Origin of the sequence: Pseudomonas sp. B6(2017) (assembly GCF_002112765.1) — a bacterium.
In the GTDB taxonomy this organism is placed as follows: domain Bacteria; phylum Pseudomonadota; class Gammaproteobacteria; order Pseudomonadales; family Pseudomonadaceae; genus Aquipseudomonas; species Aquipseudomonas piscis.
Window position 1 is genome coordinate 1 of record NZ_NEIQ01000035.1, and the last position, 15,027, is coordinate 15,027.

5 protein-coding genes are annotated in these 15,027 nt (G+C 66.3%); all 5 read left to right on the forward strand.

What is annotated here, in order from left to right:
- The first annotated feature begins 216 nt into the window (after positions 1-216).
- Complete coding sequence (fabD, locus tag CAG11_RS32495; protein WP_085600732.1) at positions 217-1,320, forward strand: ACP S-malonyltransferase; 1,104 nt, start codon at positions 217-219, stop codon at positions 1,318-1,320.
- Between the two features lie 62 nt (positions 1,321-1,382).
- Entirely contained in the window at positions 1,383-2,615 is a 1,233-nt protein-coding gene (locus tag CAG11_RS32500; protein WP_085600738.1) for a beta-ketoacyl synthase N-terminal-like domain-containing protein, read from the forward strand.
- A 19-nt stretch (positions 2,616-2,634) separates the two neighbouring features.
- A complete protein-coding gene (locus tag CAG11_RS32505; RefSeq protein WP_085600734.1) occupies positions 2,635-3,894 on the forward strand; it encodes a hydroxymethylglutaryl-CoA synthase family protein in 1,260 nt (419 codons plus the stop codon).
- Between the two features lie 66 nt (positions 3,895-3,960).
- Positions 3,961-13,632: a thioester reductase domain-containing protein gene (locus CAG11_RS32510; RefSeq protein ID WP_085600736.1), complete on the forward strand. Its 9,672-nt coding sequence runs from the start codon at positions 3,961-3,963 to the stop codon at positions 13,630-13,632.
- 57 nt (positions 13,633-13,689) lie between these two features.
- The coding region (locus CAG11_RS32515) for a PfaD family polyunsaturated fatty acid/polyketide biosynthesis protein (protein ID WP_218191798.1) at positions 13,690-15,027 on the forward strand (1,338 nt) is incomplete at its 3' end.

The following is a 15,027-nucleotide window of genomic DNA, read 5'->3' on the forward strand; positions in this document are numbered from 1 at the left end:
GCGAACTCGGTGGATCGCGCGGAAATCGTGATGCTGGTGCTGGAGTCGCTGTCTTTGAGCATTCCTCGGGTGGAGCTGTTCGGCCCGGGCAATATCGGCGAACTGGCGGACCTGATCCACACCCGGCTCGGGACGCGGGCGGTGTAGCGCGGATGGACCGGGCAGGGCGCGCCAGGTCTGGCGCGCCGCCAGGGGCAATGCACAACGGAGGTGCCAATGAAGGTGTTCATCTTTCCCGGCCAGGGTTCGCAGCAGCGCGGCATGGGTGGCCAGCTGTTCGATGAGTTCCCCCAGCTGACCGAAGCGGCCAGCGACATACTCGGTTATTCGATCAAGGCCCTGTGCCTCGATGACCCGGATGGCCTGCTGGACCAGACCCGCTACACCCAGCCGGCGATCTATGTGGTCAACGCCCTGGCCTATTTCCAGCGGCTGCGCGATGGCGCCCAGGCGGATGGTTTCGCCGGCCACAGCCTGGGTGAATTCAACGCCCTGCTGGCCGCGCAGTGCTTCGATTTCGCAGAGGGCTTGCGCCTGGTCCAGCGCCGCGCCGAGCTGATGAGCCAGGTCAGTGGCGGGGACGGGGGCATGGCCGCGATCATGAACCTGCGGCGCCACGCGCTGGTGGAGCTTTTGCAGGCGCAACAGGCCGATGGTGTCGACCTGGCGATTCACAACGCCCCTTTGCAGAGCGTGATCGCCGGGCCCAAGGCCGAACTGGCGCGCTTGGAAAGCGCGGTCGAGGCAGCGGGCGGCATGCTGTATCCGCTCAATACCAGTGGCGCCTTCCACTCGCGCTACATGCAGCCGATCGCCGATGTATTTCGCGCGTATCTCCAAGGCCTGGAACTGGCGCCGCCGAACAAGCCGGTCATCGCCAACGTTTCGGCCCAGCCGTATAGCCAGGAAGCGATCGCCGACAACCTGGTCCGGCAACTGACCCATCCAGTGCAATGGTGCGAGAGCATCCAATACCTGCTGGCCCTGGGCGAGGTGCAATTCGAAGAGGTCGGCCATGGCGAGGTGTTGACCAAGCTGGTGGAGAAGATCCGCGCTGGCAGCCGCCCGCCTGCGCCTGGCGTTGCGGTTTCGCCGGGGGGCGCAGCGCCTGGGCCTCGAGAAGCGGCGCTGCACAGCGCCATCGAGCAGGTCGCCCAGTGGAATGCCCGGCATCCCGCCGGCACTCGGGTGCGCTCGCTACGGGTCGATGGCGACCAGCTGACCCGCAGCACCGCCTTGGTGTTGCTGGGCCACCGGGCGGCGGTCTACCTGCAAGGCCACAACGGCTACTTCGCCCTCGACGAGATCCAGGCGTTGTAGCCATCCATGCAGCCATGGGCCGGCCCGTTGCCTTCGCCCGAATCGACAATCCTGGTGCCAACATGCTTGCCACTCGACCACTACCCGTTGCGATCACCGGTGTCGGTATCGTTTCCGCCATTGGCCAGGGCCGGGAGGCCTTTACCCGCGCATTGCTGGCCGGCGACGCCGCTTTCGACGTGCTGCAACGCCCCGGGCGCCAGGGGCAAAGCCGTTTTCTGGGCGCCGAACTCGGCCCCTTGCAACTGCCGCCGGAGCGTTCGCCACGGCTGTTCCGGCAGTTGTCGCTGACTGCCGAGGCAGCCCTGGTGGCCTTGCATGAAGCCTGGCAGGACGCCCGCCTGGAGGACGTGGACCCGCAGCGCATCGGCCTGGTCGTCGGCGGCTGCAACCTGCAGCAACGTGAACTGGCCCAGCTCCATGAACGCTATACCGGGCGCGAGGCCTTCGTGCGGCCGGGTCATGGCGTCGAGTTCATGGACAGCGACCTGTGCGGGTTGTGTACCCAGCAGTTCGGCATCCAGGGCATGGCCTGCACCGTGGGCGGCGCCTCGGCCAGCGGCCAGGTCGCGGTGATCCAGGCGCTACAGGCGGTGCAGTCGGGGCAGGTGGATGTGGCGATCGCGCTGGGCGCCCTGATGGATCTGTCGCATTGGGAGTGCCAGGCGTTGCGTTCGTTGGGGGCCATGGGCTCCGAGCGCTATGCCGATGCGCCGATGCAGGCGGCCCGGCCGTTCGACCGCGACCGCGATGGTTTCATCTATGGCGAGTGTTGCGGCGCGGTGGTGGTGGAGCGCATGGCCGACCCCACGCGCAGTACCGTCCGGCCCTATGCGGAGTTGTCCGGCTGGGGCTGGACCATGGATGCCAACCGCAATCCCGACCCATCGCGCGAGGGCGAGATGCGCGCCATCGCCCAGGCTTTGGAGCGCGCGGGCCTGGCCCCGGGGCAGATCGACTATGTAAACCCCCACGGGACCGGCTCGCCCCTGGGCGATGTGGTGGAGCTGGCTGCCCTGCGCGACAGCGGCCTGGGCCACGTGCGCCTCAACACCAGCAAGTCGCTGCTCGGCCATGGGCTCACCGCCGCCGGCACCGTGGAGGTAATCGCCACGCTGGTGCAGATGCGCGAAGGGTACCTGCACCCGAGCCGCAACCTGGACACGCCGATCGACCCGTCCTTCGACTGGATCCGTGATGTGGCCAGGCCGCACCCGATAGAGCACGCCCTGACCCTGAGCATGGGTTTTGGCGGCATCAACACCGCGTTGTGCCTGACGCGTCATGAGCGATGAACAACCAAGGAGAAAGCCAATGTTATCCGTAGGAATCGAAGCGATGAACGTATTCGGCGGTCGGGCCTGCCTGGACGTTGCCGAACTGGCCGCGCACCGCCAGCTGGATACGGCGCGCTTCAATAATCTGCTGATGAAGGAAAAGACCGTCGCGCTGCTGGACGAGGACCCGGTGACCTATGCGGTGAACGCAGCACGCCCTTTGGTGGAGGCGTTGTCGGCCGAGGAGAAGGCCCGGATCGAGTTGCTGATCACTTGTTCGGAGTCGGGGATCGATTTCGGCAAGTCGCTGAGCACCTACGTCCATCACCACCTGGGACTGAACCGCAACTGCCGGTTGTTCGAGCTCAAGCAGGCCTGCTATTCGGGCACCGCGGGCTTGCAGATGGCGGTGAACTTCATCCTCGCCCAGGTCTCGCCGGGGGCCAAGGCGCTGGTGATCTCCACCGACCTGGCCCGGCACATGACCACCGGCGGCAGCGCACTCACCGAGGACTGGTCGTTCGCCGAGCCCAGCACCGGCGCCGGCGCCGTGGCGATGCTGGTCAGCGACCAGCCGCGGGTCTTCGACATCGACGTCGGCGCCAACGGCTACTACGGCTATGAAGTGATGGACACCTGCCGGCCAACCCCGGATACCGAGGCCGGCGACTCCGACCTGTCGTTGCTGTCCTACCTGGACTGCTGCGAGAACGCATTCCTGGAGTACCAGAAGCGCGTCGGCGACGTCGACTATGTCGGCTCGTTTCGCTACCTGGCGTTCCATACGCCCTTCGGTGGGATGATCAAGGGCGCGCATCGCACCATGATGCGCAAGCAGGTCCGGGCCGCGCCGGCGGACATCGAGGCCGATTTCCAGCGCCGGGTGACGCCGGGGCTCAGCTATTGCCAGCGGGTCGGCAACATCATGGGCGGCACCGTGCTGCTATCGCTGGCCAGCACCATCGCCAATGGCCGCTTCGAATCGCCTGGGCGCATCGGTTGCTTCTCCTATGGCTCGGGCTGCTGTTCGGAGTTCTACAGCGGCGTAGTGCGCCACCAAGGTCAGGTGCAACTGCGGGCCCAGGAGATCGAACGCCAGCTCGATAACCGTTACCGGCTGTCGATGAGCGAGTACGAAGGGCTGTTGCAGAGCAACACGCAGGTGCGCTTTGGCACCCGCAACGTGCGGATCGACGACGCTTGCAGCGTACGTCCGCAGTTGCCGCGTGCGGATCGACCACAGCTGGTTCTGCGGGAAATCAAGGAATTCCACCGCGAGTACGAATGGGTCCAGTAAGGACCTGGGCCCATGGGTGGGCCGCGAACAATGGATGGTTTGCCAGACAACTGAAGGAGTCGATCCATGGACCCACGATCGCCGCAGGACGAAACCACCGCCACGCCTGGCGCCAGCGAACAGCTCGCCAGGCCATCGCCCCAGGCCTGCCCAGAGCACGCAGCCATCGCCATCGTCGGCATGTCCGGCCGCTACCCCGGGGCCGACTCGCTGGAGGCCTACTGGCGCAACCTGGTGGACGGCCGCGACTGCGTGGGCGAGATTCCAGCCACGCGCTGGGACGTCGATGCCTATTTCGACCCGGCCATACCTTCGCCGGGCAAGGCCTACAGCAAGTGGCTGGGCAGCCTGGAGGCCATCGAATGCTTCGATCCGCTGTTCTTCAATATCGCCCCCAGCGAGGCGCAACGGATGGATCCGCAGCAGCGCCTGTTCCTGGAAGAGGGCTACCGGGCTTTCGAGGATGCCGGGCGAGCGCCGCGGGAACTGAGCGAGTCGCGTTGCGGCGTGTACCTGGGCATCAGCGGCAGCGAGTACGGCAGCCTGGTCCAGCAGCGCCTGGGCCTGGTGGACATGATCGGCAGCAGCCCGGCGATCGCCGCGGCCCGCATCGCCTACTTCCTCAACCTCAAGGGACCGGCGATTCCGGTGGATACCGCCTGTTCGTCGTCGCTGGTGGCCATGCACCTGGCCTGCCAGGCCTTGCGCAACGGCGAAGTGGACCTGGCGCTGGCTGGCGCAGTGGCGTTGTACCTGACGCCGGAGCTGTACGTCTGCATGTGCGCGGCCGGAGTCCTTTCACCCAGGGGCAAATGCCGGACCCTGGATAACCAGGCCGACGGCTTCGTGCCAGGGGAGGGGGTGGGCGCGCTGGTACTCAAGCGGCTCGCGGATGCCGAGCGCGACGGCGATCCGATCCACGGGCTGATCATCGGCTCCGGGATCAACCAGGACGGCCGGAGCAATGGCTTGACCGCGCCCAACCAGGACAGCCAGGCCGCGCTGTTGCGCGAAGTCTACCAGCGCCACGGCATCGATCCGGCCAGCATTGGCTACGTGGAAATGCACGGCACGGGTACCAAGCTGGGCGACCCGATCGAACTCAATGCCCTGTCCACGGTATTTCGCGAGGGCACCAGTGCGCTGGGTTTCTGCGGGCTGGGCTCGGTCAAGAGCAACATCGGCCACACTTCGGCCGCCGCTGGTGTGGCCGGTGTGCACAAGGTGCTGTTGCAGATGCGCCATCGGCAACTGGTACCGACCCTCAACTACAGCAACCCCAACGAGCATTTCGACCTCAAGCTGGAACAGTCGCCGTTCTTCGTCTGTACCTCGGGCCAACCCTGGGCGCCTAGCAGCGGGGCGCCATTGCGCGCGGCGGTCAGCTCGTTCGGCATCAGCGGCACCAATGCCCACCTGGTGCTCGAGGAGTATCGCCGGCCACAGGCCCGTCGCCCCAGCGTGGAACTGGATGAGCAGCACCCGCTGCTGATCGTGCTGTCGGCCAAACGCCCCGCGCAGCTCAAGAGCTGCGCCGCACGGCTCAAGGCGTTCCTCGAGAACACTACGGATGTGGACTGGCCGGCCCTGGCCCATACGCTCCAGGTGGGGCGGGCGCCCCTGGAGCAACGCCTGGCCTTTGTCGCCACCGCGCCTGGGCAGGTCATCGCGACACTGGCAGCTTTCATCGAAGGTCAGCCGCTCGAACAGGCAGTGGTGGGCGATGTTCGCAAGTCTCTTGCGCGCACGGGGAATGTCGACCCGGCCAAGGCTTTGGCTGGGACCGACGGGCTGGACTTGCTGGAGCTGGGCAGGGAGTGGGTCGAAGGCACGCAGATCGACTGGCGGTCGCTCTACGCCGAGCAGCCCGGGGATCGTATTGCCCTGCCGACCTATCCGTTCGCCCGGGAGCGCTACTGGATCGAGCAGCCCCCGGATGAGCGCGACGAGCCCGGGCCGCTGCCTGCAGCGTTGCAGAGCTCGTTGCAGCCCCTGTTCCAGTACAGCGGCTCGCTGGCAGGTGAACAGCGTTTCTCCACGACCCTGACGGGCGACGAGTTCTTCTTGCGCGATCACCAGGTCGCGGGGCAGCCGTTGGTGCCCGCGGCGATGCAGTTGGAATGGGCACGCGCGGCCATGGCCCAGGTCCATGGCTTGCCGGCCGAGCATCCCGTGCTGCTTGAGGAAATCGCTTGGCTGCGCCCCCTGGCGCTCCGCTCACCGCTGCAAGTACATGTTGGCCTGCAGGAGCAGGGCGAAGGCACTGTTGCCTATCGGATCTTCAGCGCTGGCCAGGACGAGCCATTGGTGTACAGCCAGGGCCGGGCGCGGCTGGACAGCAGCCCTGAGCAACCTCGGATCGACCTCCAACAACTGCGTGCGAGGTGTGGCCGCCAGCTAGACGGTGCCGCCTGCTATGGGCGCTTCGCCCGGCTTGGCTTGGACTATGGCCCGAGCTTCCAAGTGCTGCAGGGCCTGGAGCTGGGTGACGACCTGGTGCTTGCGCGATTGCGCGGCGCTAGTACGCCCCCTGGAGTCGGCTTGCCCGCACCGCTGATCGATGGCGCGCTGCAGGCCAGCCTGGGCCTGGCCGCGCAAGACGCCCTGGCATTGCCCTTTGCGCTACAGCGGCTCGAGCAGTGGCAAGTGCTGCCGCATGAGGTATGGGCGATCTTGCGACCCGCTACGAACGACCGGGGCAAACAACGCGGGATCGATATCGATCTGGCAGACAGCGAGGGACGAGTCATGGTGCGATTGAACGGATTCAGCAGCCGGGCGCCGGCGGATAAATCGCCGCTGGCAGCGACGGGCACCGACCCGCTCCAGGAACTGAGCCTGATGCCGGCCTGGGAGCCAATCCTCGAGCAGCCGGACAATACGCTGAGCGATTCGCGGCCTGTGGGCCGGGTGGTGGAAATCTGCGACGAGGTGGAGCAACGCCAATTGACGGCCGACGGCCAGGGCGCATGGCAGTCCTGGCTCCAGCAGCAGGAGCCGTTCGAGCATCTGGTCTGGCACGTTCCGCCAGGCCAGCCCTGGGCCGCCAAGGCCGCCTTCCTGCTGATCAAGGCCCTGCTGGAGCTGGGGCACGGCGGGCGGCCGCTGGGCCTTTGCGTCGTCACCCGCCAGGCTCTGGGCCTAGGCCCGCAGGAACTGGGCGACCCCTTCCAGGCCAGTGTGCACGGGCTGATCGGTAGCCTGGCCAAGGAATACCCCAATTGGCGCCTGGACCTGGTGGACCTGGCGCCGCAAGACCCGATTCCCTGGCCGGCGCTGCTCGGCCGCACGCCAGGCGTGGCCGGAGAAACCCTGGCCTATCGCCAGGGCCGTGGCTATCGCCAACGCTTGCTGGCCTGCCAGCTCGCCGCACCGGCGCAACCGGCCTTCCGCCAGGCGGGGGTGTATGTGCTTCTCGGCGGCGCCGGTGGCATTGGCGTGGCGTTCAGCGAGTACCTGATCCGCCAGTACCAGGCCCAGGTGGTATGGCTGGGCCGGCGCGCCGAGGACCAGGAGATCGCCGATCAATGTGCACGCCTCGCGGCGCTGGGCCCGGCGCCCCTCTACCTGCAGGCCGACGGCCGCGACCGCGCCGCCCTGGAAGCGGCGCTGGGCGAAATCCGCGGGCGCTACGGCGTCGTGCATGGCGTGGTGCATGCCGCGCTGGTGCTGGCCGATCGCAGCCTGGCACAGATGGATGAACAGACCTTCGAGGCGGCGCTGGCGGCCAAGCAGGAAACGGCGCTGAACCTGGACGCGGTCTTCGGCAACGAACCCTTGGACCTGATGCTGCACTTCTCGTCGTTGCAAAGCTTCGCGCGGATGGCGGGGCAGGGAAACTACGCCGCTGGCTGTTGCTTCGTCGATGAATTTGCCCGCAATGCGCAACGTCCCTATCCGGTGAAGCTGGTGCACTGGGGCTACTGGGGTGGGGTCGGGGTGGTGGCAGCGCCCGACTACCGGGCGCGGATGACCCAGGCTGGAATCGGCTCGATCGAGGCCCCACAGGCCATGGCGTGGTTGGAAAGCTGGCTGAGCAGCCCGCTGGAGCGCCTCGGCCTGGCCAAGCTGGACCTGGCCAGGGTCGCCCCCGCCTGGGGCATCGCCAGCGATGCAGTGGCAGAACTCATGTCCGCAGTGCCTGCGGTGTCGCTGCCGGTACCGCCGGTACTTGCCCCGCCGGTCGCTGCGGCCAGTGCCTGGCAAGCGCTGGAGCAACGCCTGAGGCCGCTGCTGTACAGCCTGCTGCAAGAGCACGGCTGGTTGGCAAGCGAGCAGGGACTGGCCCCTCGATACCAGCCCTGGCGTGCAGCGGCGCTGCGCCTGGCCGGCCATCCCGAGGTGGATGCCGGCTGGGACCAGCAGTGGTCGCAGTGGCAGGCCTACTGCGAACAGGTACTGGCAGGAGCCGAGCCGCGCGGCCTGGAGACCCAGGTACGCCTGCTCGACCAGATGCTGCGGGCATTGCCGGCGATATTGCGTGGCGAACAGGAGGCGACCCAGGTGCTGTTCCCCGAGGGGCGTCTGGACTGGGTCGAAGCCCTGTATCGGGATCACCCGGTGTCGAACCACTTCAACGCCGTGCTGGGTGAGCGCCTGCAGGCCTATGTCGAGCAGCGCTTGAGGCTCGAGCCCCAGGCGCGCTTGCGGATCCTGGAGGTCGGCGCTGGGACCGGCGGGACCAGTGCCGGGCTCTTGGCGCGCTTGGCACCTTATGCCGGACAGATCGACGAGTACGCCTATACCGATGTGTCGCCGGCCTTCCTTGAGCATGCCCAACAGCACTACGCACCACGGGCAGGCTACCTGCGCACCGGCTTGCTGGATATCGAGCGGGACCCTTCGGGCCAGGGTTTCCAGGCCGGTGGCTACGATGTGGTAGTGGCGGCGAACGTGCTGCATGCGACCCGCGACATCACGCGGACCCTGGGGCAGGTCAAGAGCCTGCTCAAGGGCAACGGACTGCTGCTCTTGAACGAGGCCACCCAGGCACACCTGTTCGGGCACTTGACGTTCGGCCTGTTGCCCGGATGGTGGCTGGCCGAGGATCAAGAGCTGCGTATCCCGGGCACGCCGATGCTGACTCCCGCCAGTTGGCGCTGCGTGCTGCAAACACAAGGATTTCATGGCGTGGACATCCCGTGCGGCACGACCCGGGCCCTGAGCCAGGAAGTCATCCTGGCCATCAGCGACGGCGTTGTGCGCCATGCCGTCACGCCCATCGAGCCGCTTCCCGCCGCACCTGCCGGCCCCCCGACTGAAGCTCAAGGCGACCAGCCGCCTGCGACGCCGTGCGGCCTGGATGCTCAGGAACTGGTGACCCAGGTCGAAGCGGCGATCGCCCAGATGATTTCCGACTACCTGCAGATCGCCCGTGAAGAGCTGGACCGGAATACGCCCTTTGGCGAGTTCGGTTTCGATTCGATCGCTTCGACGGCGTTTACCCGGCTGCTCAATGAGCGTTATGGGCTGGACATGCGGCCCTCGGAGTTTTTCGAGACACCGACGATTGCCGCGCTGGCCAGCTACCTGGCGCAGGAGTACCGCGCCGAACTGCAACCGCTCTTTGCCCCGACCCAGGGGCCCCAAGGGCCCGAGGCGAGCGCGCCGAAGGCTGCCGTATCCAGGGTCGCCCCTATAGCCCAAGGTTCGCGTGGCGAGCCCGGCCCGACCAGAGCGGGCGCCGAGCCGATCGCCGTGATCGGCATGAGCGGGCGTTTCCCTGAGGCCGAGGACATCGACGCGCTGTGGCGCAACCTCGAGGCGGGCCGCGACTGCATCGGTGAGTTGCCCCAGGGGCGGTTTGGCGCCGGGCCAGAGCCCATCTTGCGCCACGCCGGAGTGCTGGAAGACCTGGATGGGTTCGATCCGGCCTTCTTCAATATTTCACGCCGCGAGGCCCAGGGCATGGACCCCCAGCACCGCTTGCTGATGATGCAGGTCTACAAGGTGATCGAGGATGCGGGGTATTCAGTGCAAAGCCTCTCGGGCAGCAATACCGCGCTGCTGGTGGGTACTTGCGCCACGGGTTATGCCCAGCTGCTGGCCCAGTCCGGCGAGGCCGTGACCGCGGCACTGGCAGTGGGCACCGCTGGATCGATGGGCCCCAATCGCATGAGCTACTGGCTGAACTGGCATGGGCCGAGCGAGCCCATCGAAACCGCCTGTTCGAGTTCCCTGGTGGCCGTGCATCGGGCCGTGACTTTGCTGCGTACTGGACAATGCGACCAGGCGGTGGTGGGGGGCGTCAATACCCTGCTTTCAGCAGAGGCCCATGAGAGCTTCATGCATGCCGGGGTGCTGAGCGGGGATGGTCGGTGCCGGGCGTTTTCGGCCCAGGCTGGCGGTTATGTCCGGGGTGAAGGAGTGGCGATGCTGATGCTCAAGCCACTGTCCGCGGCCGAGCGTGACGGCGACCAGATCCATGGCTTGATCCTCGGTAGCGCGCAGAATCACGGCGGCCAGGCCAACTCGCTGACCGCTCCCAATCCGCAGGCCCAGGCCAAGGTGATCGAAACGGCTCTGCGTGAAGCAGGGGTGGACCTGGCTAGCATCGGTTACATCGAGGCCCATGGCACCGGCACCGAGCTTGGCGACCCGATCGAGATCAAGGGCCTGAAGCAGGCGTTCCATACGCTGGCAGGCAAAGATGCGTTGGCCGAGCACAGCGTCGGCCTGGGAACCATCAAGAGCAACATCGGCCACCTGGAACTGGCGGCCGGAGTGGCGGGGCTGGTCAAGGTGCTATTGCAGATGCGCCATGGGTGCCTGGTCCAGAGCCTGCACAGCCAGCCGCTGAACCCGCAGATCGAACTCGCGGGCAGTCCGTTCTATGTGGTGGATGCCAAGCGGCCCTGGCCGGCGCTCGCCGATGGCCGGGGCGGCGTGCTGCCCAGGCGCGCCGGGGTCAGCTCGTTCGGCTTTGGCGGGGTGAATGCCCATGTGGTGCTGGAGGAATATCGGCCGCAGTCACGTCCGGCCCAACAAGCCAAACCGGTGCTGGTGCTGCTCTCGGCCCGGGACGCCACGGGACTCAAGGCGCGGGTCGAGCAACTGCTGGCCTTTCTGGAGCACCGCGAAGCGGACCTGCAATCCCTGGCGTATACCCTGCAGGTAGGGCGCGAGGCAATGAAGGTGCGCCTGGCTTGCGTGGTGGATTGCATCGATGGCCTGCGCAGCCGGCTGCGGGCTTACCTGGGCGAAGAGGGTGGGCAGGGCGAGATCTTCCATGGCGATATCAAGCGCGACCCGGGCCTGCAAATGATCTTCCAGGCGGACGAGGACCTGCAGGAAACCGCCAGCAGGTTGATCGCCCAGGGCAAGCTGGGGCGACTGGCGCAGTGGTGGGTATTGGGCCTGGAGATCGACTGGACGCGCCTGTATGGCCAGCAGCGGCCGCGGCGGATCAGCTTGCCGACCTATCCCTTCGCCCTGGAGCGATGCTGGATGCAAGCATCCTCCAAGCCAGACGCCAGCCAGCCGCACCGCAAGCCTGCGCCGATGGCGTCGCTGCCCGGCAAGCCTCGGGGCCTGCGCCTGCGGGCGACGGAAGAACGCACCGAGCTACGGGCCGTCGCTTCCCAGGGCGGGGCGTCGAGCGGGCCTTCCATGGCGCAGATTGCCGTGGCGCAGGCTCCCAGGAGCACACCCGATATCGACACCGTAGCGGATCTCCCTCAACAGAACGCTGGGCTGGATGAGTTGGAGCAGGCTCTCAAGGAAAGCCTGGCGGCGGCGCTGCGGATTGACGTCAACGAAATCGACCCTGACGAGATGCTCTCTGAACATGGTCTTGACTCGATCATCGCCGTGGAGTGGATTCGTGAACTCAATCGGCTGTATTCGATCTCGATCAATACCAGCCAGGTGTATGAATTCCCGACGATTCGCCAGATGGCCAAGTTGGTGCAACAAGCCAGGGAACGCCCGAGGGCGGTTGCCTTGAATACCGCAGCCGATGGGCACGATTCCGGCCAGTCTTTGGGCGCGACGCAGATGGAGCGCGCGGTGACGATCGCTATCCAGCCGCAGGTCGCCGGGCCGGCCTCGGCCTCCTTGCAGGACCAGGTCGACCAGGCGCTGGAGCAGGAACTGACGACAAGCCTTGCCCAGTCCTTGCGTATCGACAGCCAGGAAATAGATCCCGAGGAAATGCTCGCCGAGCATGGACTGGATTCGATCATCGCCGTGGAGTGGATCCGCGAGATAAACCAGCGTTACTCGATCTCGCTCAACACCAGCCAGGTCTACGAACATCCGACCATCAGACAGCTGGCGGCCCTGGTCGGCCAACTACGAAGCACCGAGTCGCCCGTTGTCCCGGGTACGCCGCAGCCGGTGGCAAGCGCGCCCCAGCGAGCAGCGAGGCCGTCTGAGCCATCGCCCGATCCGGCTCTGGTATCGGCTGCGACGGCATCACCCGCGGGCCACCAGCTTGAATCGCCATCGCGGGTATTGGCGAACCAGCTTCGACTGGACACTTTGATCAGCTCGGACATCCTGCGCGCGGCAGCGAAACTTGCGCAATCCACCGATCTACCACCCAGCCAAGTCCTGTTGACCGGGGCCAGTGGGTTTGTCGGGCGCTTCCTTGCCCTGGATCTGGCGCAAGGCTTGGCGCCACGCGCGGGAACCCTGTATTGCCTGGTGCGGGCGACTTCGGATGCGGCGGCGCGGCAGCGCCTGGTCGAGAGCCTGGCGGCATCTGCCGAACTTCAGCAACGCCTGGTCGCACTGGAGCGGTCCGGGCGCCTGGTGGTCCTGGCGGGCGACCTGACCAAGCCGCGCCTGGGCCTGGCGCAACCGACCTGGGACATGCTGGTGCACAAGGTCGAGGCCATCGTGCACAACGGTGCCCTGGTCAATCACATGCTGGCCTACAACCAGTTGCACGGGACCAATGTCCACGGCACTGCCGAGGTGATACGCCTGGCGCTTTCAGGACAGAAGAAGGCCATCAACTTCATCTCGAGCATCGCCGTGGGCAGTGCGGTGCACCGGAACGAGCCGATCCACGAGAGTGAGAAGGCCCTGGACCTGTATGACCACTGCCTTGGAGCAGGGCGCTACGCCGCCGGTTATGCGGCCAGCAAGTGGGCCGGGGAGGTACTCTTGCAGGAGGCATGGGAGAAGTGGGCGATACCGGTCAAGGTGTTCCGTTGCGGCATGCTGTTGCCCCACAGTACCCAGCCTGGGTTCGTCAATTTCGCCGATATCTTCTCGCGCTTTCTGGTCAGCCTGGTGCAAACCGCTATTGCTCCGCCGTCTTTCCATCTAGACAGCTCCCGCTCCATGACCCCGATATTTCGCGGGTTGCCGGTGGATGCGGCCGCACGTTCGATTGCCCAGATCAGCCTGGGCGTGGAAGCCGGGTACTCCATCTACCACGTCCAGAGCAACGGGCCCGATGCCCCCAGCCTGGACTTGCTGGTGGAGTGGATACGGGAGCTGGGTTATCCGCTCGAGAAGCTGGGAAGCTCCGAAGCCTGGAGCCAGGAGTTCGTGGCCCGCCTGCAAGCGCTGGACGCCCGGCCAAGATCCTACAGCCTTTATTCATCGGTCTATCAACTGGACGAGTTACAGGAGGTATTGAACCAGCCCGAGTTCGACAGCCACAGGTTTGCCGAACGCACCCGCTCACACATCGACGGTCCGGTGGCCCAGGACTGGCTGGCGCCGATCGATCGGAAGTTCATTTCGGGCTACCTGACGGAACTGGCCAATGCCGGGTTGATCTAGGAACTGACTTTGATCGAGGACATGGATATGGGAAGTGCTCCTGACCCAATGAGACGGATGGTTCAGACCACGGCAAGCGAATGGCGCCAGGGCGGGCAGGACCTGGGCAGTGCGCTGTTCCGCCGGCGCTACGGCTTGAAGTACGCCTATGTCGCCGGAGCCATGTATCGCGGCACCGCGGCACCGCAGCTGGTGATTCGCCTGGGCCGGGCCGGCCTGCTCGGCTACCTGGGGACCGGTGGCTTGAGCCTGGCGCAGATCGAACAGGCGATCGGCACGCTGCAAGCCGCGCTGCCGGCGGGCGAGCCCTACGGGCTGAACCTGCTGGCGGAGTACGACGATCCTCGTCATGAGCGAGCGACGGTGGAGATGTACCTGGCCCGCGGCATTCGCAATATCGAGGCGGCGGCCTTCATCGAGATCACATTGCCGCTGGTGCTGTTCCGGCTGCGCGGACTTGCGCGCGACGCCGACGGCACGCTGGTGTGCAGGCACCGGGTGCTGGCCAAGGTCTCGCGGCTCGAGGTGGCCGAAGCCTTCATGAGCCCGGCGCCGGAGCCGCTGGTGGAGGCGCTGCGCAGGGCCGGGGATATCACCCAGGAGCAGGCCGAACTGGCTCGGCAGGTACCCATGAGCCATGACATCTGCGTCGAAGCCGATTCCGGCGGGCATACCGATGGCGGTATCCCGACCATCGTGCTGCCGGCAATGTTGCAGTTGCGCGACGCATTGCAAGCCCGGGCGGGGTATGCCGAGCCCATCTGCCTCGGCCTGGCTGGGGGCATCGGCACTCCCGCAGCCGCGGCGGCGGCCTTCGCGATGGGGGCCGACTTCATCCTGACCGGGTCGATCAACCAGTGTACGGTCGAGTCGGGCGCCACGGACCTGGTCAAGACCATGCTGCAGGACGTGAGCATCCACGACATGGCCTATGCCCCGGCGGGGGACCTGTTCGAGCGGGGGAGCAGGGTGCAGGTACTCAAGCGAGGGGTGTTGTTCCCCATGCGGGCCAACCGCCTGTATGCGCTCTACTGTCATTACGAGAGCCTCGAGGCGATACCGCAGAACATTCGCGGCGTGCTGGAGCGGCTGTTCTTCAAGCGCACGCTGGAGCAGGTCTGGCAAGAGTGCGAGCACTATCTGCTGGCCCAGGGCCGCGAAGCAGACCTGGCCCTGGCCCGAAGCAACCCCAAGGTGCGCATGGCCCGGGTGTTTCGCTGGTACTTCGCCTACTCGACCAAGCTGGCTTTCAGCGGCGAAAGCGTGGACCAGGCCAACTACCAGGTACAGACCGGCCCGGCGCTCGGCGCCTTCAACCAGTGGGTCAAGGGCACGCCCCTGGAATCCTGGCAGCGGCGGCATGTGGACGAGATCGCCACGAGCTTGATGGAGGCC

What these genes read in the sequence shown, in the direction of transcription:
- CAG11_RS32510 (WP_085600736.1), top strand. Translation starts at nt 3,961, where the DNA reads ATGGACCCACGATCGCCGCAGGACGAAACCACCGCCACGCCTGGCGCC.
- CAG11_RS32500 (WP_085600738.1), top strand. Translation starts at nt 1,383, where the DNA reads ATGCTTGCCACTCGACCACTACCCGTTGCGATCACCGGTGTCGGTATC.
- fabD (WP_085600732.1), top strand. Translation starts at nt 217, where the DNA reads ATGAAGGTGTTCATCTTTCCCGGCCAGGGTTCGCAGCAGCGCGGCATG.
- CAG11_RS32505 (WP_085600734.1), top strand. Translation starts at nt 2,635, where the DNA reads ATGTTATCCGTAGGAATCGAAGCGATGAACGTATTCGGCGGTCGGGCC.